The following is a 25,395-nucleotide window of genomic DNA, read 5'->3' on the forward strand; positions in this document are numbered from 1 at the left end:
GCCCTGCTGCATCAATAGATGATCTCGTCGTCGCCCTTGGACTTGGAAATCATGATCTCGCCCTTGGCCGCCAGATCCTTCGCCTTGTTCACCATGCCCGTCTGCGCCTCATCGACATCGCGCAGGCGCACAGGGCCGAGCGCCTCCATGTCGTCCTGCAGAAGCTTGGCCGCCCGCGAGGACATGTTGCCGAAGAAGAATTCGCGGGCCGCGTCCGTCGAGCCCTTGAGCGCGATCGCCAGCTGATCCTTCTCCACATGGCGCAACAGGGTCTGCGCGCTTGCGGCGTCCAGCTTGAGCAGATCGTCGAAGGTGAACATCAGGGTCTTGATGCGGTCGGCCGCCTCCCGGTTGTCTTCCTCAAGCGCGGCCAGGAACCGCGCCTCGGTCTGGCGGTCGAAGTTGTTGAAAATATCGGCCATCATCTCGTGGCTGTCGCGGCGCGAGGTATTCGTCAGGTTCGACATGAACTCGACACGCAGGGTTTGCTCGACCTTTTCCAGAACCTCCTTCTGGACGGCGTCCATGCGCAACATGCGGCTGACGACCTCAAGCGCGAGCTCCTCGGGCAGGATGCCGAGGACCCGGGCAGCGTGGTCGGAATTGATCTTCGACAGGACGACGGCGACCGTCTGCGGGTATTCGTTCTTGAGATAGTTGGCGAGAACGTTCTCCTGCACGTTGGAGAGCTTTTCCCACATGTTGCGGCCCGCCGGCCCCCGGATCTCCTCCATGATCACGGAGACTTTTTCACCCGGTAGAAAATTCGACAGAAGACGTTCGGTCGCCTCGACGTTGCCCGTCAGCGCTCCCTTCGAGCTGACCCTGCGGACGAAATCCTTGAACAGATCCTCCAGCATGCTCGGCGTGACCGGACCGAGATTGGCCATGGCCGCCGAAACCTGCCGGACCTCTATCTCGTCGAGCTTGTTCCAGATCGGCGAGCCGTGGGACTCCCCTAGCGCCAGGAGAAGCACGGCCGCCCGTTCCGCGCCCTTGAGTTCGCGCTCCTCCTCGTCCGCGCTGACCTGAAGCTGAGTTTGGAATTGATCGCCCGTCATCACGCCGCCTGCTCATCCAGCCAGCCGCGGACGATGGTCACGGCTTCGGAAGGATGATCCTTGATCAGATCGCCCACCTTTGCGATCGAACTTGCCTGCAGCGCGCCTTCCTGGCGGGCCTGCTCGAGCCATTCGATCACGAACTCATCCTCGTTCTCGTCCTCCTGGGGCACTTCCGTTTCTGCCACCAGCGTGCCGTCCGGACCGATCATCAGTTCCTGAGGCTGCTTTTCCTCCGGCGTAACGATCCGCCGCAGCAGAGGCCGGACGACGAACAGAAGCAGGAGAACCGAGATCAGGAACAGAACGCCCAGTTCGGCGAAGCGGATAATGTCGTCCTTGGTGAACTCGAACAGCCCGTCGCCTTCGCTCAGGAGGTCGTCCTGCGGCGGCATCGCGAACTGGAGGTTGACCACTTCCACGACATCGCCGCGCTGCTGGTCGAACCCGATGGCAGACCGGACGAGAACGGCGATCCGGTCCAGCGTTTCCTGGCTGCGCGGCGCATAGGCGACATCGCCGTTGTCATCCGGCTGGTACAGACCGTCGACCAGAACAGCAACCGACAGGCGCTTGATCTGGCCGGCCTCGACGACTTCCGTTCGCGTCGAACGGGAGATTTCGTAGTTCACGATCTCCTCGGTCAGGGCCGTGGTATCGCGGTTGCCCTCGTCGCCGTTTTGCGCATCGGCGTTGGGAAGCTGGTTCGCTACGGTCACCTGGCCGTTTCGCGAAATCGCGGAGCTCGCCTCTTCCTTGGTCTGCGTCGAACGAACGACCTGCCCTTCCGGATCGAAGGTTTCCGTCGTCTCCGTCAGGCGGTTGTAGTCGATCTCCGCGTTCACGCGGACCCGTGCCCGGCCGGGCCCCACCACGGAATTCAGGATTTCCTCGATCTGATTGCGCAGGCGGCTTTCCACGGACACCGTGCGCTCCTGCAGGGTGGCCGACAGTATGCCGTCCTCGTCCGCCCCGTTGCCCGAGGCCAGGAGACGGCCGCTCTCGTCGACGATCGACACCCGTTCCGGATCGAGCCCGTCCACAGCGGTCGCCACCAGGTGCTGCACGGCCCGGATCTCGCCCGGACCGAGCGAGCCGCGCACATTCAGCACGATGGATGCGGACGGCGGACGGCGGTCGCGCTGGAAGAGCTCCCGCTCAGGAATGACCAGATGCACTCGCGCGGCGCGGATCCGGTCGAGCGAACCGATCGTGCGCGCCAGCTCGCCTTCCATGGCCCTGAGATGATTGATGTTCTGGACGAAGCTGGTTGCTCCGAGCGTATCGGTCCGGTCGAAGATCTCGTAGCCGATCGAGCCGCCGGTGGGCAGTCCTTCGGAGGCGAGCTGCATCCGGAGCCGCGCCACCTGGTCCCTGGGGACGAGAATGCTGCCCCCCTGGCGGGCCAGCTCGAACTGCACGCCCTGGCTCTCCAGCTGGGAGACGATGGCCGCGGAATCTTCGAGCGTCAGCTCATTGTAGAGCGTCGTCATCTGGGGCGCCGTCACACGCAAGATGATGAACGCGAACACGCCGACCAGGATCGCCGCGACCGCACCCATCGCGGCTATACGCGCCGCCCCCAGTGTTTTTATGAATTCAATCAGCCCGTTCACGAATGCCAGCCCGCATCTGAAGCATGTCTTGCCGTTATTATTGGAGTCGACGCACCACGCCACACCTTTGATGGGCAAAATTTGCCGCCCAGAGGGTTAACAAGTGGTTAACGAAATATTTACCGGAGCGGGCAAACGCCGGATTTTCGCCGTTTTTCGAATTGCAAAACGCAACGGAAGTGGGGAAAAACTGCCCACTTCATTAATTTTTGGATAAGTCTGTGACGGCTTCATGGTGAGAGTTGGGCCGCTACCGCGGGGACCGGCCCACTGCCTGGCCGGTTCTTTCCGGCGAACCAGTCGACCCCGCCTCGCCGTCCGGCTCCACCGCGTTCCGCTCGGCCCCGCCCCTTCCATCCAAAAGTCCGGAGACCGGCGCCCGAAGTCCGAAGCGTCAAAACAAAAAAGGCCGGCACAGCCGACCCTTTGCAAGCGCGCCCGATGCGCGCCTTTATCTAACGACGGGGATCAGCCGCGATACTGCTGGATCCGGGTTGCGCGCAGGCCTGCAAGCCCGTGCTTTTCAATGGAACTTTGCCAGGAGAGGAATTCCTCCACCGTCAGAGTGTATCTCTGACAGGCTTCTTCCAAAGACAGGAGCCCGCCGCGGACGGCCGCAACCACTTCCGCCTTGCGGCGGATCACCCACCGCTTCGTCGAGGTGGGGGGCAGATCCGCAATGGTAAGCGGGCTACCGTCGGGTCCGATGACATATTTAACACGCGAACGAATTTGTTCGGTCATTGTACTCTCACACTAACCATGACCAAGGTTGATTTGAGACTACAAGACGAGACTTAACAAACGGCTAAAGCAAAATTGTTGTTTCGTTAACTATAAAATCTAAATTTAGTGAATGATATTTAGCATTTCGCGAAGAATTCAATTCAAAACTTTAACTGAACAATATCGATTTGTTAACCATGGTTACCACCCGATGCAATTTGCAACGCATTTCGAATCCGGCGAAAAACTCTGAAAATTCAAAGAAGGGCTCCGAAGGGAATTTATGAACCGGCAAATGACGGCAAAAGGCCCGCGCAACGACGCGAGCCTGGCCTGCATCTGAGAACCGCCGTTCCAACCGGCCCTTTGGACCGGCCCCGATCAGCTCGGACGGGCGACCGATTGCACGGCGGAGACCGGGAACTCCCTGCCGTCCACGATCAGGATCGCCTCGCCGCTCGACCAGTCCACGGCATCGACGATCCCCTTGACCGACGTATCCACAAATTCCGTGTTACTGCCTGAATCCTGCATGTCGAAGGAAATTGTATAAAGGCCGCTGTCCGCGTTCTGGCCGTTTTCGGTCTTGCCATCCCAGGTGAAGGTGTGATTGCCCGCGCTCAGGTCGGCCTCGCCGCTGTAGACCACCGTGCCGCTGGAATTGCGGATTTCGTAGGTCCCCGAGGCATCCTCATCCAGCGCGTAATTCCAGGAAGCCTGCCCGCCGGACAGGGTGGTGGTGGAACCATCCGCCGTGATTTCGTTGCCGATGTAGCTGACGTAGCCCATGCTCTGGGTGGTTTCCAGCGAGGCGATGATGCTTTCCAGGTTCCGGTTCTGCTGGATCGACTGCTCGACATTCGAATACTGAACGAGCTGGGTCGTGTATTCGGCCGAGTCCAGCGGATCGAGCGGATCCTGGTTCTGGATCTGGGTCGTCAGGATGCTCAGGAACAGCTCGTAGTTCGCCATCAGGCCGGATTGGCTGACGGAACTGCTGCTTTGCGCCGTCGAGGTGCTGGACGTCACTGTCGTCATGATTCAAGTCCTCATTGAAGGCAGGTCCTGCCTTAAATTCTCAGATCCAGGCCGCCGCGCTGTTGCGCAAGGGTCAGCCGGACAATCTCTTCCGCCAACGGTTCGGCAGTCTCCTCTGCGGTGGCGGCACCGCCCTCACTGCCGGAGGCCTGACCGCCCTGCTCCTCGCCGGAGGCAAAGCCGCCACTGCCGTCCTGCTTCAGGGAGAACTGCAGATTTTCCGAATTCGCGTTCAGACCCGCAGCTTCAAGCGCCCGCTCCAGCCCGCGCTGGTCGCGCAGAAACATGTCGAGGGTCTCGGGCCGGTCGACGATCAGATGCGCCTGCACGCTACCGTCGGATGCGACCTTCATGTTGACCTCGACCCGCCCCAGTTCAGGCGGATCGAAGCGCATCTGGAAGCGGGTGTTGCCGTCCTTCAGATTACGCGCGATCTCTGCCGCCACCTGGGTGGCAACCTGACCGGACTGCGCCTGGGTCGGTGTCTGCAGGCTTTCCGTCCGCATGGCGCCCTGGGCACCGCCACCCCGGACCGTGCCCATGGCATCGGCGCTCAGGCTCAGGTCGGCGGTAACGGATGCCGAGTCGCCGTCGTCCTGCGCCAGTTGAGACGCCAGGAAGGCAGCCGCGACCGACGCCTCCACCGGGCTCATCTGCCCGGAAGAGGCTGCCCGGTCCGTTCCGGCAGCCGGCCCGTTCAAAGTCTTCTCGGCCTGACGCATGGCTTTCTCGACGGAGAGAATGCCCGGCCGCTTGTCGTCGCTTCCGGCCTTGACCGTAGAGATCTCCTCGCCGGTTTCCGAAACCGATTGCGAAACGTCGGACACAAGCCCGTCTTCCGCTGCCGGCTCTCCGGCGACGTCAGCCGACAGTTCGGCCGCCGCAAGCGATTGCTGCACGGGAGACGCCGCCTGCGCGGCCGCCGGACCCGGCACTTGTGCGCCGGATGAAGACACGGACGAGGACGGGGTCGGAGACACGGTGGAGGACGTCCGCGCGATCCCATCTTGATCCGCCGCACCGGTTCCATCGACGGTCTCTTGCGCCTGGGTCAGCGCAAGCCCGGGCGTTTCGTTCGCCGGCCTCGGGCCGGACTTCACCGCCTCGACGCCGTGTTCAACGGCGTCGGCATCCAAAAGGCTCCCTTCCGAAAGAGAGCTCTCGGCCGAAACCGCGGCCCCGGCCGTCACGGCTACGCCGGCCCCGGCGTCAACAGCCGTTGCCTGGGCTGCCGCCGTCTGGGAAGAAGCGGCGGGCAACACAGCCTGCGCCCTGAATTCCTGCGGCAGCTCGTTGCGCCAGCGCCGCCGGTTCGTTTGCGGCACGTCGCCAACATCGGCCTGCGCCGCGCTTGCGTCCACGCCTTGAAGCGCCGCATTCGCCGTCCCGGATTGAGCTATCGAGGCCTGAGCGACGGCATCGGCCGCGCCGTCCTCGGCCGGCCCACCACCATTCAAGACCTGCGCGAGCGGATCGGCTCCGGCGGTCGAAACCGTTTCTTGCGCCACGGGACCGGCCTCTCCTGCCGGAACGCCCTGCTTGCCGCTGCCCGGCGTAGCCGCCGCACCCTTTGGCAATCCGGGCAACGTCCCGTCCGCGGGCGTCTGCCCGGCTCCGGCTCCGGCGGCTGCCAGACCCGGTGCTCCACCGGCCGGACCGCCGGCTTCCGGCATCAGCCCCGCGCCACCACCGGCACCTTTGGCCGTCTCGGCACCGGCACCGATTTCCGCTGGAGAGACGGCAGGCGCCGCGCCCGGCGTACCGGCCTGAGGTTCGGCCGGAAGATAAGGCACCTCCACGCCGGCGGCGCCCGCCAGATCGCCACCCGCATCACCGGCCACTTCACCGGCGTACGCCTCAGGCGCCGCATCCGCCGCCGGACCACCGGGCTCGTTCAAGGCACCGCCGAGTTCCTTTGCGAAAGCTCCGCTCTTCGCTCCCTGTCCGCCGGGTGCGGCCCCGAAACCCGCGGACGCCCCGGCACCGGCAGCGAGCGCCCCGGCGGATACCTCGGTCATCAATCCAATTGGCAGCACATCGGTCCCCAATTTACCGCCCGTCACTACGGGCACATTTCGTCACCGCACAGGAAGCAAACCCCGGGCCAACTGCCACACTCGAAGCAAGACATTGAATTAAATAAGATTTTTAAACAACACTCCAAAACAGACCCCACTGGAAGGCGGCAAGCTTTGCCGGACAGGCAATGCATGCCTGCCATGCCGGGCAAGCCTGCCCCTAAAAATTGGCTTTGGAACCGCTTGTCTGTATAGTGCCGCGAATTTTGAAACGGTCCGCGGATCGGCGCGCCGCCAGCCCAGCGCGAGAGCGCCACCCCTCGGGGTCCGGCCCTGCCGCCCCGATCCGCCAAACGCCTCTGGAAGTCAACGAAATGAACAACAGTCTGGATCTGCCCGGCCACCCGGAGGACACGCGCGTCGTCGTCGCCATGTCCGGCGGCGTCGACAGCTCCGTCGTCGCCGCGCTGATGAAGGCGGAAGGCTATGACGTCATCGGCGTCACCCTGCAGCTCTACGACCATGGCGCGGCGGTCGCCAAGGCCAAGTCCTGCTGCGCCGGGGTCGACATTCACGACGCGCGGCGCGCGGCGGAGGTGATCGGCATTCCGCACTACGTGCTGGACTATGAAAGCCGCTTCAAGGAACAGGTCATGGACCGTTTCGCCGACAGCTACATCGCCGGCGAAACCCCGATCCCCTGCGTCTCCTGCAACCAGACCGTAAAGTTCACCGATCTTCTGAAGACCGCGAAGGACCTCGGCGCCGACGCGCTGGCCACGGGCCACTATGTGCGCTCCGCGCAAAAGGGCAACAAGCGCGCGCTCTACCGCCCGGCCGACCTCGACCGCGACCAGAGCTATTTCCTGTTCGCCACCACCCAGGAGCAGCTCGACTTCGTCCGCTTCCCCCTGGGCGGCATGCCCAAGGCGAAGGTGCGCGAACTCGCCGCCGAATTCGGCCTTTCCGTCGCCAACAAGCCGGACAGCCAGGACATCTGCTTCGTGCCGAACGGCGACTACGCCGAGGTGATCCGCAAGCTTCGCCCCAACGCTGCCGAATCCGGCGACATCGTTCATATGGACGGGCGGGTGCTCGGACGCCATGACGGCATTATCCACTACACCATCGGCCAGCGCCGGGGCCTCGGGGTCGCAACCGGAGAACCGCTCTACGTGGTCCGTCTGGATGCCGATGCGCGCCGAGTCGTCGTCGGCCCGCGCGAGGCGCTTGCCACGAAGACGATCCTCTTGCGCGAAATGAACTGGATCGGCGACCAGCCGCTCGATGAGGGCGACGAGATCGAGGTCTTCGCCAAGGTCCGCTCGACCCGTCCGCCGGCACCCGCCACACTGAAGATCCTCAACGGCAAGGCCTTTGTCGATCTGATGAACGGCGAAACCGGCGTCGCTCCGGGGCAGGCCTGCGTCTTCTTCGACAGCGACGACGAGACCGCCAGGGTTCTGGGCGGCGGCTGGATCCACAAGACGGAACGCACCGGCGACTGGGCAGTCGATTTTCCACAAGGCGAACGCCCGGTTTCCGCGGCCTGAACGTCCTGCCCGGGCGCGGGAAAAAACTTTGCGGACAGGCGCGGATTCCCCGCTTGACGCCTGCCCGCAGCCTCACTATAAGCACCCCACGTCGCGCGGGCCTCATTGCAAGGCCTGTCGCCCTGGATGGCGGAGTAGCTCAGCCGGTTAGAGCAGCGGAATCATAATCCGCGTGTCGGGGGTTCGAGTCCCTCCTCCGCTACCACCAATCCCCACACCCGTTTGACGCCATTGGGGTAGGCGTGCTCGCCAAGGATCGAGTTAAGGCGTCCAGCAATCTCGATCTCGACGGCACCTGGTTCTGAGGGATCGCGATAGACAGTCACCGTTTCGACGAGTTCCCTTATTGCTTCAGCGCATTCCCGGTCGCCCGAACGGATGCCTTCCGCGAGTGTATCTTGCAAGTTTTCGAGTTGGTCTTCGTAGCGCTTCAGGATAGCAGGATGCAGCGTTACCGCCTCGAAGGCGGGCGGAGCTTTCTCCAACTCAGTCAGCACCGCCTGGCGCTCGTGGTAGAGTTCCGTCGAGCGGGGGCCGATCACATGTGGATCGCCGATGCCTTTAGCGAGATGATCGACCAATCGGTCAATCTCACGCTTGAGCTGACCGGAACGCCGCTCAAGCCGCGTTCGAATGGAGTCGGCCTCCGCCGACAGACGCTTGCGCTCCTCGTGATAGGTCTTCACGTATTCAGCAAGCACCTTGGGGCTCTTCATCTCGGATCGCAGTCCGGCCAGAACCGCGGCTTCCACGGTTTCGAGATAGAAGGTCTTCGGATCGGGACATGACCCGCTTTCCGTCGCGGCCGAACACCTGATACGGATACGGCCCGACTTGTCCTTGCCGTTTGTCGACATGCCCGATCCGCATGCGCCGCACCGAAGCAGCCCCGAAAGCATATGGCGCGGCCGGCGATAGTGGTGTGGATGGTCAAGGCTGCGCTCGCGTTTGCGCGCCTGCGCCTGCTCGAACAGTTCGCGGCTGACAATTGCGAGTTCTGGCACGTTGGACGACTGCCACTCTTCTTTCGGATTGGGGCGAGACACACGACGGCCAGTGTCGGGGTCCTTCACCATCCGCACCTTATTCCAGACAAGCCGACCACCGTAGAGTTCGTTCTGCAGGATGCCCGTGCCACGCTGCAGGTTGCCGTTGATCGTCGAAGCGTTCCATTTTGCTCTGCGAGGAGGCGGAACGTCGTCGCTATTGAGGTTACGCGCGATATCGCGCGGCGTGCGCCCCGAGACATATTCCTGGAATATGCGACGGATGATTTCTGCCTCGTCTTCGACGATCTGCCTCTTTCCCGGCTCACCCGGAACCGATGCGTAGCCGTAAGTTAATCCACCTGCGTTGAGGCCTTGTCCGACACGCCCTGCCTGACCTCGGCGAATTTTGTGCGCGTTGTCTTCACGATAGAGCTGACCGACCAGCCCCCGGAGACCGACAAGAACCGTGTTGGCGACGCCATCATGCACCGCGCGAATTTCGATATTGAGAAAGGATAGGCGTTTATGAATGCCCGCTAGGTCCTCCATATCACGAGAGAGCCTATCAAGTGCTTCAATAACAACGACATCAAACTCGCCATCCCGCGCGGCATCCATGAGTTTGACGAGACCTTCTCGTCCAAAAACTGAAGCACCCGACCGGGCTCTATCTTCGAAGGTCGCGATGACTGTTAAATTGTGCTCTACCGCATGTTTCCTGCATAAAGTGAACTGATCCTCAATCGATCGTTCATTTTGCAGGTCGGTGGAAAATCTCGCGTAAATTGCCGCGCGTTTCGACATGACTTGCGCTCCCAGTTACTTGGCGCGCATGGTCTTCTCTGGCGGCTTGCCGTGCGAGAACTCGCGCGATTTTGAGAATCGCATCATCAACCTGTGCGTGCAACTCCTTTCCTGAAGCAGCTAGACATTCATGACCTTCAAGCTCATCGGTAGGAGACTGCGTAGTGCTTACCTGCGCGCCTTCGGAAAACCCCTGCGACCTATACCTTCTGGAGGCACGAACTAACGAAGCTTCGGCAATTTTCTTGCTGCAATCGGTCATAGGAACGACCGTGAGGTGCAGCAGCGATTTAAGAAAGGCCTTTCTGGCATAGTTCGTGGGCCAGCGTGAAATGGCGTGTAAATCGGATGCAGCTGATGATTGCGAATGTCCGGGAATTCGAAATCCGTATGGGACAAGTACGCCTGAAGATACAAAGCAAATTGTCTTGAAAAGATCTGGCCTTGCAGGATGGCAAAGTACGAGTAATTCAACGTCGACCTTGGACTATGCACATCCCCTACTAGATCTCGCGGGGTCGATGTGTTGCGCTCCGAAGGCAGAGGTCACAGGTTCGAATCCTGTCGGGTGCGCCAGTTTTTTAGCATAAATTCAGCAGCTTAACAAGATTCCACTGAGGCCGACTAGCACGGCAACTAGCTCCCGGAAGCACCACGGAAGCACCTGGAATCGGGTTCTCTGGACTCGTAAATCCAATTTGAAGCAGTTTCAGTAGACGTGCCACGTGCTGCATGTTGAAGCAATCTGAGTGCAAGATTGCTTGGGTCGATAATTGCGGCGGTCCTGAAACTCCGCTACCACTGGCATATTAGGAAGCCGGACAATCACGCGATGAGACGTTTGCCGCCGCTTAAGGCCCTCCACGCATTTGAAGCCGCTGCGCGCCATGAAAGCGTAACCAAGGCTGCTGACGAATTGAACGTCAGCCACAGCGCAATTAGCCAACAAATCAAGTTGCTCGAGCACTACTTTAACCAGAAGCTATTTCGCAAAAAGGGAAACGGACTTGAACTCATGCCCAAGGCCCGAAATTATTTGCAGGATATCAAGCAAAGTCTCGATCTCATTGCCGTTGCTTCAGAAAATCTTTCAAGTTCAGGCGTTTTGAACCGCGTTCGGGTCAATGCAACGCCGACTTTCACTACACAGTGGCTAATACCTCGAACTGCCGATTTTCAACGGGCCTTCCCTAGAATCGAGGTCAGAATCGAAACGTCGACGACCGATGAATTGCGCATGGAGGCAGAGAACAATGACTTGATAATCCGGCGCTACTCGATGAAACAGTCGGGAATGGAATGCGTACGCATTCTCGACGATGAAACAATTGCGGTTATTTCACCCGGCCTGCTGAGTGGAAACCACATAGAAGAACCCGCGGATCTTCTAAATTACAATTTGTTACATATTAGAAGTCGAATTTCGGCTTGGCCAAACTGGTTTAAGAAAGCAGGAATCGAGGCGAGCCGGACGTTAAAAGGCCAAGTGTTCGATCATATCTTGATGAGCATCGCAGCCGCCAGAAACGGCGCCGGGATATGCCTGACACCGAGAATATTTGTAGAGGAGGAACTCCGCGACAACAGGCTGGTCAACCTGTGTCCGGATATCACCGTTGTCGGTTCCGGTTTCTATGCACTTTATGACGGACAAAACAGAAGCATCCGCAATATTGAAAAATTGATCGACTGGCTGACACGACGGTCGCCGGATAGCAGGCCAAACGATGCGGACATCGAGTGGGAACTCTACTCTTGAGTGGACCTGCAAAAGGAAACGGCGCTCTCCCGCAGTAGCATTCTGCGACTTCCCCCCATTCCCAGAGTGTTACAGATTCGTCATAAAAACTTAATCACCGCCCAAATTCCTGGAGAATTTCAGCAATATCAAGCCGTCTAATTAAGTATTTCTAACATTTTCGTTAGATTGAAACGCTATCTTTCTCGTTTGCCGCATCCCCTAATGAAGCGGGCACAACATTTACTGTGCCAAAGCTAATACGTTTGGGGGGCTAGGTTTGACTGAAGTCAACTTAAGCAACATCAAGAAATCCTATAGCGATTTCGAGGTTCTAAAAAACATTAGTCGAAAAATTTGCGACGGAACCTTCTTCACATTGCTTGGCCCAAGCGGCTGTGGCAAGACAACTTTGCTTCGCGTTGTGGCAGGATTCGTGACTCCGACAGCGGGCTCTGTCAGCTTCGGTCCCGAAGATGTGACACATGTCGCTCCGCATCGGCGCGAGATTGGAATGGTTTTCCAGGACTACGCACTGTTTCCGGACAAAACGGTTTTTGAAAACGTTGCGTATGGCTTGAGAGCCAGAAAAAAGCCCAAGGAAGAAATCCAACGCAAGGTCGGTGAATACCTGGACCGCGTCGGACTCACCGGACTTGGTGGCAGATTACCGTCGGAAATGAGCGGAGGTCAGCGTCAGCGTGTTGCGCTTGCACGTGCCCTTGTGGTCGAGCCGCGTGTGCTTCTTATGGACGAGCCACTTTCAAACCTGGACGCTTCTCTCCGCGTCCAGATGCGCGATGTCATCCGGTCGCTGCAGCTAGAGACCCGAACAACAACGATTTTCGTAACTCATGACCAGGAAGAAGCCTTGGCCATGTCCGACGAGATCGCTGTCATGAAAGATGGTCGTATCGATCAGTGCGGTGCACCGGACGAAGTCTACAGAAACCCCATCTCTGCATATGTTTCTCGCTTCGTAGGGTCTGCCAATCTGCTTGCCGCCAAATACATCTGCACCGAGTCTGACGGCACAAGCGTTTGCGAAGTCAACGGAGCGACCGTTCGCGGCCGGCAGATGGCTGCGGCGGCTGACGGGAAGTACCTGATGGTTGCCCGGCCTGAAAATCTCGGCATTCAGAAAGCTATTGGCACCCCTGGCCCGGGGCAGATAACCGGAAGGATTCAAACGCTTCAGTTCCAGGGATATCGTACAAATTTTCACGTTGTTCTGGACAACGGCGACGATGTTCATGTCAACGCGTTCGGGGAATCGGAAGCCTCTTCCCTCGAGCGGGGCGACCAGGTCGTCATCTCGTTCAACGACAAATGCCTCTTTGTTCCCGAGGCTTCGCGATGAACAGGTTCTTCCCTTGGGGCTTTCTCAGCCTGATCGCACTGGCCTTTCTGCTTCTGTTCATCGCCTATCCGATTTCGGGAATTCTGATGCGCAGCTTCATCGGCGAAAGCGGCACGTTTTCGTTCGAAGGCTTCACCATTTTCCTGTCGAAGGGCAAATATCTGGAAGCCCTGCTCAATTCGATCATTCTCGGTGTGACGGTCACCTTCACCTGCACGGTCGTCGGGGTCTTTCTTGCCTTCATCGTCGCCAGATACGAAATCCCCTTCGGCGGCATCGTTTTTTTGCTGCCGCTCTCCGTTCTCATCATCCCCGAGCTAATCTCGGCGCAATCCTGGATCATGGTGTTCGGCAACAACGGTCTGGTTACAAATGCCCTCAAGGCATTGGGCATCCCGTTTCCGAGGTTCTACGGTTGGTTCGGGCTGGTCTACGTCATGACGCTGACCTTCTACGTCCACATCTTCCTTGCCGCGCTGGCCGCACTCAGGGGCTTCGATCACAGCTTGGAAGAAGCCGGTCTGAGCCTCGGAACAGCTCCGCTGGCGACCTATTTCAAGGTGGTGTTCCCCACCATCACGCCAGCCGTACTTTCGGCGGGTCTCATCGTCTTCACACTTGTGGTGGGCAATTTCGCGATCGCCATCAACCTTGGACAGCGCGTTCCGTTGCTGTCCGTAATGACCTATCGCAGTTTCATCAGCGAACTTGGCGGCAACCCCACAATGCAGTCGACGCTGGCGACGGTCTCCATTCTGCTGGTGGCCTCCGTTCTATTCTTGCAGAAATGGTACATCAGCAAGCGAAACTATCACATGGTTGCCGGCCGGACCCCACCGAGGGCAAAGCTGACCGGTTGGAAATCCCTCCTGGCCTCGGGAAGCGCCGGGTTCATCATTGTGCTTTCGTTGCTGCCGGCGCTCGTCGTGCTCGTGGGTTCATTCACTCAGTCCCGCGGCCCCGTGATGTATTGGGGACAGTTCACCCTCGACAACTATTCCCGGATCTGGGAATTCAACCTGGCTGTCATTGGCAATTCCTTGCGGTTTGCCACACTTGCAACAGTGCTCGGAGTGATCTTTGCAACACTGGTGTCCTACCTCCTCGTGAAGAAGCGCAACCCGCTGAGCGCGACCCTGGACTATCTGCTGTTGCTGCCCTTGACCATTTCCGGAACGGTTCTTGGGATTGCGCTGGCTCAGGGCTATAACACAGGCCCACTGGTTCTGACGGGGACCGCCGCTCTGATGGTTTTGGCGATGATGTTGCGGCGCTTGCCTTTCGGCGTGCGCAACGCTTCCGCCAACCTGCACAACATATCCAATTCGCTGGAAGAAGCATCGGTCAGTCTCGGCGTCCCCCCGGTCCGGACCTTCTTCAACATCGTTCTGCCTTTGATGGCACCCGGCATTGCCGCGGCAGCCATCCTGACCTGGGTAACCACGGTCGCAGAACTCAGTGCCAGCGTCGTCATCTATCAGGCCGGACAGGAAACTCTGCCTATTCAGATTTTCCGACTCATAAGCAGCGACCTGATGGCCCGGGCTTCAGCGTTCGGTGTGATCAACATGATCATCATCCTCGTTCCCGTCTTCTTCGGCATCAAGGTCATGAATGTGAAGCTCTTTTCATCCTGAAAACCAAAGGGGAATACGATGAAAGTAACACTTCTGAATATAGCAGCCGCAGCGATGATCGCCTTTTCAGGCGTCGCGTCGGCCGGCGAAGTAAATCTCTACACCTCCAACAGCGAGGACTCGGTAGCTCTGGCTCTCGATATCATCCGCGAGAAGGCGCCAGACATCAAAGTGAACGTCATTGCCGGCGGATCGGGCTCACTCCTCAGGCGCATCGATGCGGAAAAGGATGCGACCGTTGCGGATCTTTTCTGGAGCAGCGGATTTTCTACGCTGACCGGGTTCTCGAATCTCTTTGCGAAATACGACTCCCCCGAGGTGGACAACCTCTATCCCGCTCTGCAGGCGAAAGACGCACCCTGGACTGGAACCAACACCCACGTAATGGTTCTGATGGTCAACAAGGATGTCCTTGAAGGAGACGCGCCCACCTCATGGCAGGACATTATGGACGAAAGCTGGAAGGGCAAGGTCACGATGGCCGATCCGGCAAATTCGAGCTCCGCCTACGCCCAACTCTACGGCATCTACACGCTCTACGGCGAAGAGGGCGTTCAAAGGCTGGCCGACGTCGTTGAGACCCAAGGCAGCACCAGTGGTGTCTACAAAGCAGTCGCGCAGGGTGAATATCCCGTCGGCATGACGATGGAATACGCCGCCCAGAGGTACGTAGTCGGCGGGCAGCAGGAAATTGACGTGCTGTACCCGGAGGACGGCACCTTTTTGTCACCCGAAGGCCTTGCCCTGATTGCAAATGGCCCCAACCCGGAAGATGCGAAACGGGTCTATGACCTGCTCCTGTCGCAAAAAATGCAGGCAGCACTTGTCGGCCTTACCCTGCGCCGACCTTCGCGCATCGATATGGACGGTGCGCTGCAATTCAGCGGCCTGCCTTTGATGAAAGATCTGAAAATCATCGAAGTGGACCAGGGAGAGGCCGGGGCCAATCGAGACATGCTTCTGGAGCTTTGGGCAAAAGCAAGGGGCTAACACCTCCTCCCCCAACTAGGGGCCGCTGTGGCGGCCCCATTTTTCAAAAGTCAAAGGACCAAAAGATGGGAATCCTGTCTGAGAAACTGTCATCTGTTAAGCCTTCCCAGACCAAGGCGATGACAGAACGTGCCGCTTCCCTTCGAGCGGAAGGCAAACAGGTCATTACCCTGAGTCAGGGAGAACCCGACTTTCAAACGCCCGATCGCATCTGTCAGGCGGCGATCGAGGCGATTAGGGCCGGGCATACGAAGTACACGGCAGTCGCCGGTATCCAGTCCTTGCGCAAAGCCGTGATCGCAAAATTTCAGCGCGAGAACAGCCTTAATTTCACGCTTGACCAGGTAACGGTCGGCTGCGGTGCGAAACAACTGCTCTTCAACGCCCTTCTGGCAAGTCTCGATGAGGGCGACGAAGTGGTATTCCCAACACCTTGCTGGGTCTCCTATCCGGAAATTGTGAAGCTGGCGGGCGGGGTCCCGGCGCCCGTAGAAACTCGTGTCGAAAACGGCTTCATCATGACCCCGGACGATTTGCGCTCTGCAATTACGGACAAAACCAAATGGTTGATGCTGAATTCCCCTTCCAATCCGACGGGGGCGGTCTATTCACGCGAGGACCTGGAGGATCTGGCGGCTGTCCTTCGCGATTACCCGGATGTCTGGGTTCTGTCAGACGATATCTATGAGCATCTCGTCTATGGAGACACCGAATTCTGTACGATGGCGGAAATTGCACCGGACCTGGCTTCCCGCACGCTGACCGTAAATGGCGTCTCGAAATCCTATGCCATGACAGGCTGGCGCGTCGGATACGCGGGAGGGCCCGCTGAACTCATCAAGGCCATGAACACAGTTCAAGGGCAATCAACATCACATACCTGCTCTATCGCTCAGCACGCCGCAGTCGCAGCATTGAATGGCGATCAGAGCTTCATCCGCGAATTCCGGGATGCGTTCAAAAAGCGCCGGGATCAGGTCGTCGGACTTCTCAATCAAATTCCCGGCCTCAGTTGCAAGGCACCCGATGGGGCATTTTATGTGTTCGCTGAGTGTCAGGGTCTTCTAGGAACCAGGGCTCCTTCCGGAAAAGTGCTCGCGACAGACATGGATTTTGCCCTCTATCTGATGGAGGAAGCCGGTGTCGCCGTTGTACCTGGTTCCGGATTTCTCGCGGATGGCTTCATTCGCATCTCCTATGCCTCCTCGGAAGAGGAGTTGGCCAACGCCTGTGCCGCGATCAGCAATGCGGTTTCCAGATTGTCACGCACTCAAGGGGCTGCCTGAAGCCAAAGGGTATGATCATGAGAAAAACAAATAAGAATCTACGCGAAATCTTCGCAAACGGAGGAATGGCCAAGGTTATGGCGGCCCACGATCCGCTCTCGGCAATCCTGGTGGAAGAAGCCGGTTTCGACGGCATCTGGGCAAGCGGCTTTGAATACTCCGCAGCCATGGGACTGGCGGATGTCTCGCTGGTGTCGATGGCGGAACATCTGAACAACATGCGGAACATGGCCCACCGCACAAGCCTGCCGATCATTGCCGACGTGGACACCGGTTACGGCAATGCGATCAATGTGATCTTCACGGTCGAACAGTATGAAGCTGCGGGCGCTTCAGCTGTCGTCATTGAAGACAAGATGTTTCCGAAAGTCACGTCCCTTGTGGAGGGAGGCCGGCAGGACCTGGTTTCCATCGCCGAGTTTCAGGGCAAGATCGAGGCGGCGATCCATGCGCGCAAGGATCCGGATTTCCTGATCATCGCTCGCACCGAAGCACTCATTGCCGGCCGCGGCGAAGTCGAGGCTCTTGAACGCGCTCAGGCCTATGAAGCTGCCGGTGCGGACCTGATCCTGATTCACTCCAAGCAGAAGACACCCGACGAAATAGAGAGCTTCGTCTCGAATTGGCGAGGTGCGATCCCGATTGTGATCGTCCCGACTGCCTATCCCCAGATGACCGAGGCGCGAGCGAAATCCTTGAAAAAAATCGGTATTCTCATCTACGGCAATCATGCCGTGCGAGCCGCGGTGACCGGCATGCAAAACGTCTTGGCACAAATCATCCGTGACGGCGGCATTCAGAACGCCAACGAGACCATCGTTCCCGTTTCCGAAATTTTCCGTCTGCAGAACATGGACCGTGTGAAGAAGAACGAAAAGCGCTTCCTCCGCTAGCCAACCATAGAAACCGGCCATGCCGGTTTCTATCCTTTGTTTCGGTGATTGTTCCTTGTGCATCAGGGATGCCGGTCATCGAGTGTCTCTGTGTTCCCGGGAAAGCAATGTCCAGCGAAAATTTTCTCCAGAGCGTCGACGCCATGTTCAACAGCGCGGTCTCCCATCTGGAGATGGAAGACGGGCTCGCCGCCAAGATACGCGTATGCAACGCAAGCTACGTGACCCGCTTCGGAGTCCGGTTGCGCGATCGGATGTACACGTTCACTGGTTGGCGTTCCGTTCACTCCACCCATCATGCCCCGGGGAAAGGCGGCATACGGTTTGCCCCGAACGCAAACCAGGAGGAGGTCGAGGCACTTGCGGCACTTATGACCTATAAGTGCGCGCTCATGCGTCTGCCATTCGGTGGATCGAAGGGAGCTCTTGCCATCGATCCCGGCGACTGGAGCGACGTTGAATTGGAAAAGATAACACGCCGGTTCACGCAAGAGTTGATCAGGCACAATTTTCTCGGTTCAGCCGTGAACGTTCCCGCACCTGATATGGGAACGAATGAGCGTCATATGATGTGGATGGCGGATGAGTATCGCCGACACGTTCCGCTGGACATCAATGCAATGGGTTGCGTGACAGGAAAACCTCTCGGCGGCAGTGGTATTGAAGGGCGTACTGAGGCGACAGGTCGTGGGGTTCAATACGCAATCCGGGAATTCTTCCGGCATGAGAGCGATTGGACGCGGTCTGGATTCAGAAAAGGGGAGCTAAACGGCCGCACCGTGATCATCCAGGGTCTGGGAAATGTTGGCTATCACGCGGCGCAATTTCTGAGCCAGGAGGATGGGTGCCGGATTGTCCGGGTTGTTGAGCGCTCAGGCACAGTCAGCAACAAGGAAGGTATCGAAATCGAAGCGCTACATGCGCATCTGGCTACTCACAAATCGGTAGCCGGGTTCAATGGCGGCCGGGTAACTCCTCCCGCACCGGACGACCTGGAACTTGATTGCGACATACTCGTCCCCGCGGCCGTCGAAGGCGTCATCCATGAAGGGAATGCTTCGAGAATCCGCGCCCGGTTGATCGTTGAAGCCGCAAATGGCCCGACGACATTTGAGGCCGACCGGATTCTTCGTGAAAGAAAAATCACAATTATTCCCGATCTCTTCGCCAACGCCGGAGGCGTAGTGGTCAGCTACTTCGAATGGGTGAAAAATCTTACCCATATTCCTTTCGGACTGATGGAACGACGCAGGGATGAGACTGGCTACCAACTTCTGGCACAGTCCCTGGAGCAAATGACAGGGTGTGAATTTCCAAAAGAACACAAAAACGGGTTCCTTACCGGCCGCAGGGAGATCGACCTCGTGCGCTCCGGCCTGGACGACATCATGTGCTCGGCCTACGGCGCGATGTCGAGACTCTGGAACAATCCAAACAACGAAATTGAAGACCTTCGAACTGCTGCCTACTACCTCGCAATCGAAGAAGTGGCTGCAGCCTACCGTGCAATCGGAATCTAACGGCCGCTCCCGCAGCTATGTCCTAGACATTGGAGAAACATGTTGAGAATTCTTGCCTTCAGCGACTTGCACAGGAACAAAGACACCGCTGCCAGGATCGTCGCGGCAAGCAGGAATGCCGACGTTATTGTAGGTGCAGGTGACTTTGCAACACGCGGTGTCGGGCTCAGCGATACCTTGAATATTCTTGTTGCGTCCGATGCTCCCCTGCTGGTGGTGTCAGGCAATCACGACCCCTCGGAAGAACTGCGGGCCGTCTGCGAAGCAGTACCGCATTTTACCTACTTGGATGAGAATTGTGTCAGTATCGGGGACCAAACGTTTTTCGGAATTGGTCGTGAAATTCCATTCCAAAAAGATGCAGGTTGGAATGAGGCCTACAGCGAAACACAAGCCCGGGAACTTCTGAAAGATGTCCCTCACCGTGCCATTCTGATTTCTCATGCCCCACCCTTCGGATTGGTGGACCTTCAACCGGACGGTCGCCACCAGGGCAGCAAGGCGCTATTGGAAACAATCGAAAACAAATCGCCACTTTTTCACCTATGTGGACACATCCATTATTGCAATGGGAAAAGCACTACCTGTTCGAAGACAAAAGTAATGAATCTCGGACCATCACTTACTTGGATAGATTGTTAGCTGTTTGGAAACCAAAAATCTTACAAGACAAATAACAATCAAACAATGTCTAATGTCCGAAAGCAAAGGAGACATGAGAAGCTGGAAAAGAAGTTGAAGTCAGTTGCTTTTTCAGAACAACGCCCAAGTGCCCCAGCCTCCTCTATAGAGATCAGGCATTTACGGTATGTCGCTGCAGCCGCAAAGTTTGGAAGCCTTCGAAAGGCTGCTCTTGCGCTCGGAGTAAAACAATCAACGCTCAGTCGTACTATCACTCAAATGGAGACCCGGCTTGGCGTAAGCTTATTCGAGCGAACCAGTGGGGGAGTGCATCTGACGAAACCCGGTGCCGGGATCATACGAACATGCCACTATCTCGTCGATGCAGTTGATCTCCTGACTGCCGCAGCCCAGGTGGTCAGCCGTGGTGTCACCGGTCAATTGACGGTTGGGTTCTATACTTCACTCTCGTCGGGCAACTTGCGTGCAAGCCTCACGGATTACGCACGCAAGTTTCCTCAGATCGATTTTCACATGGTAGAGATTTCACCCTCTGACCTACTTCCTGATCTTGCCAGCGGCTTCCTGGACATAGCCATAGTCACCGGCGATCCTTCCCCTGGAGAAGTTGGCGCAAGGTCTCTTTGGACAGAACGTATCATGGTTGCCTTACCTAGCTCGCATCCGCTAGCTGAAAACAAGGTTATCCATTGGACCGACCTGAAAGACGAAACTTTCCTCTTGAGCGATCATGACCCTGGACCTGAATTGCGAGATGTTCTCGTTTCCAAGCTTGTGCCGCTCGGCGGGCAACCGAAATTGGTTGCCCACAATGTCAGTCAGGAGAATATCAAAGGTCTGGTCTCCGCCGGTTTCGGCGTAAGCCTCGTTCTCGAAGCAAGCCTGGGGTCAAGCATTCCCGACGTTGCTTATCTTGAGGTCCGTGACGGGACGGGCCCGAGCCGTATCAGTTTTTCCGCGCATTGGCGTGGCGATAATGACAATCCGGCACTGGCCAACTTCATTGCTCTCCTGGAAGAACGATATCCTGTCCCCGGCGGTTCTCGCTGACACTACGCCGCGCTTTCGCAAACCCACGATCCGTTGCAATGAACCGTTCCAGCATCGGAACAATCAGCCTGGCAGGAACCTCAACAGTCTGCCCGCTCTGCCGCCCAAGGATCTCGGCATAGTCCACCAGATCCCGATGCAGCTTCGCTGGCAGCTCGATACTTACCTTGACCGGCTTGTCGTCCGGTAACGGCCCCAGCTTCAGTTTCACCACGATCAATCTCCATAGGGTTCGAGCACGAGATCACGGGTGACGATCACCCGCACCGGGAACCCCGGCCGGATCGTCAGAGTGGGCGTGACCTGCAACTGGCGCTGGACGATCTGCTGCCCGGCATCGTCGATCGTGTCCTGGGCGCCTTCACGGATCGCCTGAACAAGGCGGTCGTCGTCACTTGCGGCGAGCTCCGCTCCAACGCTGAGCAGCGTCGACAGCCCGACGGCCCTGGCGAGATCCCACCAGTGGTAATCGACGCCGTCTTCCAGCCCGGCAGACCCAAGCGAGTCCGCTCCAGGCTGGCGTTCGAGCACGATGGACCGGCCGCTCGGGAAGATCAGCCGGTTCCAGACGAGCAGAACGCGACGCTGTCCGAAGCCGACATCGTTGGAATATTCGCCGACGATGCGGGTGCCCTGCGGAACGAGAAGCAGTCTCCCGGTGGGGCTGTCATAGACATGCTGAGTGACCTGGGCGGTGATTTGACCGGGCAGGTCGGAGCGAATCCCGGTGATGAGCGCGGCGGGAATGACGGATCCGGCCTGCAGCACATAAGGCGATGCCGGCGCCAGGACACGATCGGATGCCGTGGTCCGGCGATCCACGGATGCATTCAGGAATGCGGTATTGTTGTCTTGTGCCGCAACCCCACCTGGAACACTGCCGCCACTCGACGGCACTGCACCCGGTCCAATACCGCCCGACACAGCCTGTCCCGTCTGGAAAAAGACGCGGCTGGTGCGGGCGGCCTCTTCCTCGGCAAGACGACGCTGTTCCTGCTCGTCGAGCGTGGGCGTTTGGATCGCTGGAGGCACAACCGGCTGGCCGCGCTCCTGCGCCTTGAGGATCGGCCGGCCAAGATCTCCCGGCAAGGGCGGTCCGAGAACCGGGCCGGTATAGTCGCTTGGCAAAGCGCTCAACCCATCGGCGGTGTTGCGGTTCTCCGTCGAAAACAGCTCCTCGCCTTCCCCGCTCCGATTCGGTGTCTGGAAGGCATAGATCAAGGCTCCTCCGATGCCGAGCAAGGCGACGAACCCGACCCCTGCGAGCACCTTGCGCGAGAGACGCGTCACGCGAGGCGGATCGGCTCGCAGGCGCATTGCCGCCCTGACATCAGCGTTGGCGTGCGGATCGCCGTTTTCCGTATTCTGGTCCGGACCGCTCATGCCCCCTCACCTCCATCGCCGATCGTTGGTCGCTCTGAATGATCACCAGCAGCTTGTCCTTTTGTCAGGTCGTTGTGCTTTCCATCCGTCCGGACAATCCTGACTGTCTGTTGATGCTTGCCGCTGCCAAGGCGAAGTTCCGCGGCACCAAATATCCGGTCGACGATCAGGATGTTCCTGTAGACGCGGCTGTTGACGATCTCCGGTTTTCCCTCGGGTCCGAGCACGAAGACCGGCGGCATCTCCCCCTGGGCGATGCCACCCGGGAATTCGACATAGACCCGCCTGCCATCGTCATAGACGGCGACCGGGCGCCAGGGCGGGGTATCGCCGGTCAGCCCGTATCGATAGTTCCGCGCCGCGAGCGACGGAATGCGTGGCGTTGCCGTCACGGCAGAACGTTGAGAACCGGGTAACCTTGGATAGTTCCAGGCGACCGCGGGCATATAGGAACCCTCGGCCGCGCGCAGTTCGATCCTGTAGACTCTGCGGTCGGTAGTGACCACCAGATTGGTCTCAATGTCCGGGCGGGTCGGTTTGACGAGGATGTGGACCTGGGGCTCTTCACCGGAGCCGCTGGTGGTGTCGCCGATGATCCAGCGGGCCGTATCGCCAGCCGCGATCGGGCCCGCTCCGGTCAGGGCTTCGCCCGGTTCCAGCGCAATGTCGGTGATTTTGCCGGGAGCGGTATAGACCTGATAGAGCGCCCCTTCCGACCAGGGATAGATCTGAATGGCGTTGTAGTAGCCCTCACGCCGCGGCTCGACGCGCGCGGCGGCATTGGCATTCTCGATCCTGCCGGCTGACGTTTTTGCCGCCTTGCCTCCTTTTGTTGGGGTCCAGACCGGCGGTGTATGCAGGGGTTTTGGCCGCTCGTCGCCCACCGTTCTGAGCACCGCCGGCAGGGGCGGCACGTTGGCATCGTAGCTGATCTGCGTAGGCTTGTAGGTGGCGCAGCCCGCCAGAGCCGTTGCGCAGAGAAGCACAGCCGCACTTGCGAAGATCCGGAATGCCGGAAAAGCGGATTTACGGAAGGCCGTCTTCATTGCCCCATCTCCCGCGACCAGTTGATGGCGTTGACATAGATGCCAAGTGGATTGGCCCGAAGCCTCTCGGCATCTCGCGGCGGTTGGATGACGATGGTCAGGATCGCCGTCCAGCGCTCAGTCGCCGACAGTTGCCCGTTCTCGTAATGTCGCTCGACCCAGGCGATGCGAAAACTGCCCGGCGAGGCCCGGATGACGCTGGAAACCTCGACCGCAACTTGCTGCTTCCCAACCCGGGCGAAGGGATCGTTGGATCGCGCAAAATCGTTGAGCGCGAGGGCCCCGCGGTCGGTCGTAAACTCATAGGCCCTGAGCCAGTTCTGCCGGACGATGATGGCATCGGCCGGAATGCTGCGGACCTTCTCGATGAACCGTGCCAGATGAAAGGCGATCTGGGGATCCGACGGTTCATAGTTGACGGTGGCGGCAGCAACCACCTGCGCCTCCCCGAGCTTGTCCACCTGCACCACCCAGGGCACGACGGAACCGTTGACCGACTGCCAGATGAGTGCCGCGGCAAAACCACCGGAGAGGATGAGAGAGCCGAAGGCCATCAGACGCCAGTTTTTTGCCTGGACACGGGCCGAGCCGATGCGCTCGTCCCAGACCTGGGCAGCTTTCTGATAAGGCGTTACAGGTTCCGGGGATTTGCCGTAGTGAACGGTAGATCGTTTGAAGAGGCTCATGAGCGGTCGCCTGTCTGAAGATTGATGGAGGCGCCGCCACCGTGGCTGTCGCCGGAACGGACGGCATGAGCAGCAGCGGACACACCGTGGGAAAGTTGCTGGGAGCGCTTCATGCGCCTTGCCCAGGCAGGTGGGGCATCGGCGGCAGGCGATGCGGGACCCGGAAATGCAGACGATGTGTCCGAAGCACCTGTGTTGCCAATCGCACCGCCTGTTGCCTCGAAGGCTGTCCGGGCTCCGGACTGATGGCTCGCCTGGAAGCTTTCCGCTGCTTTTGACTGCAGCCGTTTGAGTGGTGAAGCGGCAGCTCGCGCCCCGGCATTTGCCACAGCGCCAACGCCGGACGCGACACCGGCAGCACCCGACTGTCCGGCCGACCCAAGGCTGTAGGCGGTCGAGGCTCCACCCGCCATCGCAGCACCGCCGCGAGCGGCAGCCGCGGTTCCCGACAAAGCAAGAGCGCTTCCGCGAGCAGCCAGACCGGCGGCCCCGACACCGGCGACGGCAGCACCGCCGACCGCGAGACCGGTACCGACGGCTGACCCGGCACCCAGTTGCGGTCCACCGGAGACGAGACCGTTCGCGATACCCGGGCCGAAGATCCCGAGGCCGAGCAGGGACAGGGCTGCGAGGACCACGGCCATTGCCTCGTCAATCGTCGGCGTGACACCGCCGAAGCCGGCAGTGAACTGCGCGAACAGCGTCGAGCCGATGCCGATGATGACGGCGAGCACCAGCACCTTGATGCCGGAAGAGATGACATTGCCGAGCACGCGTTCGGCGAGAAACGCTGTCTTTCCGAACAGACCAAAGGGAATGAGCACAAAACCTGCCAGCGTCGTCAGCTTGAACTCGATCAGTGTGACGAAGAGCTGAATGGAGAGAATGAAGAAGGCCAGGATCACCAGCGCCCAGGCGAAGAGCAGGCAGGCGATCTGAATGAAGTTCTCGAAGAAGGCCACCCAGCCCATCAGGTCGGAAATCGATTCCAGCAGCGGCCGCCCGGCATCGAGACCCACCTGCGCCACCTTGCCCGGGCGCAGCAGATCGGCCGCGGAAAAGCCAGTGCCGGAGGCCATCAGGCCGAGACCTGCAAAACTCTCGAAGACGATCCGGGCGAGAGTGTTCCAGTTGCCGATGAGATAGGCAAAGACGCCGACGAACAGCGTCTTCTTCACGAGACGGGCGATGATGTCGTCGTCGGCACCCCAGGACCAGAAGAGCGCAGCCAGCGTCACATCGATGACGATGAGCGTTGTCGCGATGAAGGCGACTTCACCACCGAGCTGGCCGAAGCCGCTGTCGATGTAGCTGGTGAAGACCCCAAGAAAATTATCGATGACACCCGTGCCGCCCATG

The 25,395-nt window shown here is 59.0% G+C and carries 21 protein-coding genes and 1 tRNA gene; 11 read left to right on the forward strand and 11 right to left on the reverse strand.

Annotated features, from left to right (window positions below):
• Positions 1-11: 11 nt before the first annotated feature.
• The 5 genes from fliG to JF539_RS25265 all read right to left on the reverse strand — a co-directional run bounded on the left by fliG (position 12) and on the right by JF539_RS25265 (position 6,459).
• Entirely contained in the window at positions 12-1,061 is a 1,050-nt protein-coding gene (gene fliG / locus JF539_RS25245; protein ID WP_207143741.1) for a flagellar motor switch protein FliG, read from the reverse strand.
• Entirely contained in the window at positions 1,061-2,677 is a 1,617-nt protein-coding gene (gene fliF / locus JF539_RS25250) for a flagellar basal-body MS-ring/collar protein FliF (RefSeq protein ID WP_207143743.1), read from the reverse strand. Before fliF ends, fliG begins: the two co-directional genes overlap by 1 nt.
• 468 nt (positions 2,678-3,145) lie before the next feature.
• The gene (locus tag JF539_RS25255) at positions 3,146-3,421 is read right to left on the reverse strand and encodes a DUF1153 domain-containing protein (protein ID WP_029065927.1); all 276 of its coding nucleotides are present in this window, start codon (positions 3,419-3,421) and stop codon (positions 3,146-3,148) included.
• A gap of 363 nt (positions 3,422-3,784) precedes the next feature.
• Entirely contained in the window at positions 3,785-4,441 is a 657-nt protein-coding gene (locus JF539_RS25260; protein WP_207143745.1) for a flagellar hook assembly protein FlgD, read from the reverse strand.
• 32 nt (positions 4,442-4,473) lie between these two features.
• Entirely contained in the window at positions 4,474-6,459 is a 1,986-nt protein-coding gene (locus JF539_RS25265; protein WP_207143748.1) for a flagellar hook-length control protein FliK, read from the reverse strand.
• A gap of 374 nt (positions 6,460-6,833) precedes the next feature.
• On the opposite strand from JF539_RS25265, the gene mnmA reads away from it, so the two are divergent.
• Both mnmA and JF539_RS25275 read left to right on the forward strand, forming a co-directional pair.
• Entirely contained in the window at positions 6,834-8,012 is a 1,179-nt protein-coding gene (mnmA, locus tag JF539_RS25270) for a tRNA 2-thiouridine(34) synthase MnmA (protein ID WP_207143750.1), read from the forward strand.
• A 128-nt stretch (positions 8,013-8,140) separates the two neighbouring features.
• Positions 8,141-8,217 (forward strand) — tRNA-Met (locus tag JF539_RS25275).
• On the opposite strand, the gene JF539_RS27530 is transcribed toward JF539_RS25275, so the two are convergent.
• Complete coding sequence (locus JF539_RS27530; RefSeq protein WP_209017600.1) at positions 8,174-9,805, reverse strand: recombinase family protein; 1,632 nt, start codon at positions 9,803-9,805, stop codon at positions 8,174-8,176. The genes JF539_RS25275 and JF539_RS27530 overlap by 44 nt on opposite strands.
• Before the next feature lie 832 nt (positions 9,806-10,637).
• On the opposite strand from JF539_RS27530, the gene JF539_RS25290 reads away from it, so the two are divergent.
• The 9 genes from JF539_RS25290 to JF539_RS25330 all read left to right on the forward strand — a co-directional run bounded on the left by JF539_RS25290 (position 10,638) and on the right by JF539_RS25330 (position 20,921).
• Positions 10,638-11,564, forward strand: a complete 927-nt coding sequence (locus tag JF539_RS25290) for a LysR substrate-binding domain-containing protein (protein WP_207143752.1) — start codon at positions 10,638-10,640, stop codon at positions 11,562-11,564.
• Positions 11,565-11,823: 259 nt separating this feature from the next.
• Entirely contained in the window at positions 11,824-12,903 is a 1,080-nt protein-coding gene (locus tag JF539_RS25295) for an ABC transporter ATP-binding protein (protein ID WP_207143754.1), read from the forward strand.
• Complete coding sequence (locus JF539_RS25300) at positions 12,900-14,540, forward strand: ABC transporter permease (RefSeq protein WP_207143755.1); 1,641 nt, start codon at positions 12,900-12,902, stop codon at positions 14,538-14,540. Before JF539_RS25295 ends, JF539_RS25300 begins: the two co-directional genes overlap by 4 nt.
• Before the next feature lie 18 nt (positions 14,541-14,558).
• The gene (locus JF539_RS25305) at positions 14,559-15,530 is read left to right on the forward strand and encodes an extracellular solute-binding protein (RefSeq protein WP_207143758.1); all 972 of its coding nucleotides are present in this window, start codon (positions 14,559-14,561) and stop codon (positions 15,528-15,530) included.
• A gap of 65 nt (positions 15,531-15,595) precedes the next feature.
• Positions 15,596-16,816: a pyridoxal phosphate-dependent aminotransferase gene (locus JF539_RS25310; protein ID WP_207143759.1), complete on the forward strand. Its 1,221-nt coding sequence runs from the start codon at positions 15,596-15,598 to the stop codon at positions 16,814-16,816.
• 17 nt (positions 16,817-16,833) lie between these two features.
• Entirely contained in the window at positions 16,834-17,709 is an 876-nt protein-coding gene (locus tag JF539_RS25315) for a phosphonopyruvate hydrolase (protein ID WP_209017589.1), read from the forward strand.
• A 107-nt stretch (positions 17,710-17,816) separates the two neighbouring features.
• On the forward strand, positions 17,817-19,229 hold the full coding sequence (locus JF539_RS25320; protein ID WP_207143764.1) for a Glu/Leu/Phe/Val family dehydrogenase: 1,413 nt from the start codon (positions 17,817-17,819) through the stop codon (positions 19,227-19,229).
• 39 nt (positions 19,230-19,268) lie between these two features.
• The gene (locus tag JF539_RS25325) at positions 19,269-19,871 is read left to right on the forward strand and encodes a metallophosphoesterase family protein (RefSeq protein ID WP_207143767.1); all 603 of its coding nucleotides are present in this window, start codon (positions 19,269-19,271) and stop codon (positions 19,869-19,871) included.
• A gap of 93 nt (positions 19,872-19,964) precedes the next feature.
• Positions 19,965-20,921 carry a LysR family transcriptional regulator gene (locus JF539_RS25330; protein WP_207143770.1) on the forward strand — a complete coding sequence of 319 codons (957 nt, stop codon included), beginning with the start codon at positions 19,965-19,967 and terminating at the stop codon, positions 20,919-20,921.
• Here JF539_RS25330 and JF539_RS25335 read toward each other — a convergent pair.
• The 5 genes from JF539_RS25335 to trbL are packed head-to-tail and all read right to left on the reverse strand — an operon-like array spanning position 20,872 to position 25,394.
• Positions 20,872-21,135 (reverse strand): DUF2274 domain-containing protein, encoded by a 264-nt coding sequence (locus JF539_RS25335; RefSeq protein WP_207143773.1) that lies wholly within the window; start codon positions 21,133-21,135, stop codon positions 20,872-20,874. The two genes, JF539_RS25330 and JF539_RS25335, sit on opposite strands and share 50 nt — an antisense overlap.
• A 2-nt stretch (positions 21,136-21,137) precedes the next feature.
• Positions 21,138-22,304: a TrbI/VirB10 family protein gene (locus tag JF539_RS25340; protein WP_207143776.1), complete on the reverse strand. Its 1,167-nt coding sequence runs from the start codon at positions 22,302-22,304 to the stop codon at positions 21,138-21,140.
• Positions 22,301-23,350 (reverse strand): P-type conjugative transfer protein TrbG, encoded by a 1,050-nt coding sequence (gene trbG / locus JF539_RS25345; protein ID WP_207143779.1) that lies wholly within the window; start codon positions 23,348-23,350, stop codon positions 22,301-22,303. The genes JF539_RS25340 and trbG overlap by 4 nt, the downstream gene beginning before the upstream one ends.
• Positions 23,347-24,036: a conjugal transfer protein TrbF gene (gene trbF / locus JF539_RS25350; RefSeq protein ID WP_207143783.1), complete on the reverse strand. Its 690-nt coding sequence runs from the start codon at positions 24,034-24,036 to the stop codon at positions 23,347-23,349. The genes trbG and trbF overlap by 4 nt, the downstream gene beginning before the upstream one ends.
• Complete coding sequence (gene trbL, locus JF539_RS25355) at positions 24,033-25,394, reverse strand: P-type conjugative transfer protein TrbL (RefSeq protein ID WP_207143787.1); 1,362 nt, start codon at positions 25,392-25,394, stop codon at positions 24,033-24,035. Before trbL ends, trbF begins: the two co-directional genes overlap by 4 nt.
• Position 25,395: the final 1 nt, after the last annotated feature.

This window comes from Roseibium aggregatum, from assembly GCF_017309185.1.
Lineage (GTDB): Bacteria > Pseudomonadota > Alphaproteobacteria > Rhizobiales > Stappiaceae > Roseibium > Roseibium aggregatum_B.

Coding starts and splice junctions, on each gene's coding strand:
- fliG (WP_207143741.1), bottom strand. CDS start 1,061: ATGACGGGCGATCAATTCCAAACTCAGCTTCAGGTCAGCGCGGACGAG.
- JF539_RS25255 (WP_029065927.1), bottom strand. CDS start 3,421: ATGACCGAACAAATTCGTTCGCGTGTTAAATATGTCATCGGACCCGAC.
- JF539_RS25260 (WP_207143745.1), bottom strand. CDS start 4,441: ATGACGACAGTGACGTCCAGCACCTCGACGGCGCAAAGCAGCAGTTCC.
- JF539_RS25265 (WP_207143748.1), bottom strand. CDS start 6,459: ATGACCGAGGTATCCGCCGGGGCGCTCGCTGCCGGTGCCGGGGCGTCC.
- mnmA (WP_207143750.1), top strand. CDS start 6,834: ATGAACAACAGTCTGGATCTGCCCGGCCACCCGGAGGACACGCGCGTC.
- JF539_RS27530 (WP_209017600.1), bottom strand. CDS start 9,805: ATGTCGAAACGCGCGGCAATTTACGCGAGATTTTCCACCGACCTGCAA.
- JF539_RS25290 (WP_207143752.1), top strand. CDS start 10,638: ATGAGACGTTTGCCGCCGCTTAAGGCCCTCCACGCATTTGAAGCCGCT.
- JF539_RS25300 (WP_207143755.1), top strand. CDS start 12,900: ATGAACAGGTTCTTCCCTTGGGGCTTTCTCAGCCTGATCGCACTGGCC.
- JF539_RS25305 (WP_207143758.1), top strand. CDS start 14,559: ATGAAAGTAACACTTCTGAATATAGCAGCCGCAGCGATGATCGCCTTT.
- JF539_RS25310 (WP_207143759.1), top strand. CDS start 15,596: ATGGGAATCCTGTCTGAGAAACTGTCATCTGTTAAGCCTTCCCAGACC.
- JF539_RS25315 (WP_209017589.1), top strand. CDS start 16,834: ATGAGAAAAACAAATAAGAATCTACGCGAAATCTTCGCAAACGGAGGA.
- JF539_RS25320 (WP_207143764.1), top strand. CDS start 17,817: ATGTCCAGCGAAAATTTTCTCCAGAGCGTCGACGCCATGTTCAACAGC.
- JF539_RS25325 (WP_207143767.1), top strand. CDS start 19,269: ATGTTGAGAATTCTTGCCTTCAGCGACTTGCACAGGAACAAAGACACC.
- JF539_RS25340 (WP_207143776.1), bottom strand. CDS start 22,304: ATGAGCGGTCCGGACCAGAATACGGAAAACGGCGATCCGCACGCCAAC.
- trbG (WP_207143779.1), bottom strand. CDS start 23,350: ATGAAGACGGCCTTCCGTAAATCCGCTTTTCCGGCATTCCGGATCTTC.
- trbF (WP_207143783.1), bottom strand. CDS start 24,036: ATGAGCCTCTTCAAACGATCTACCGTTCACTACGGCAAATCCCCGGAA.
- trbL (WP_207143787.1), bottom strand. CDS start 25,394: ATGGGCGGCACGGGTGTCATCGATAATTTTCTTGGGGTCTTCACCAGC.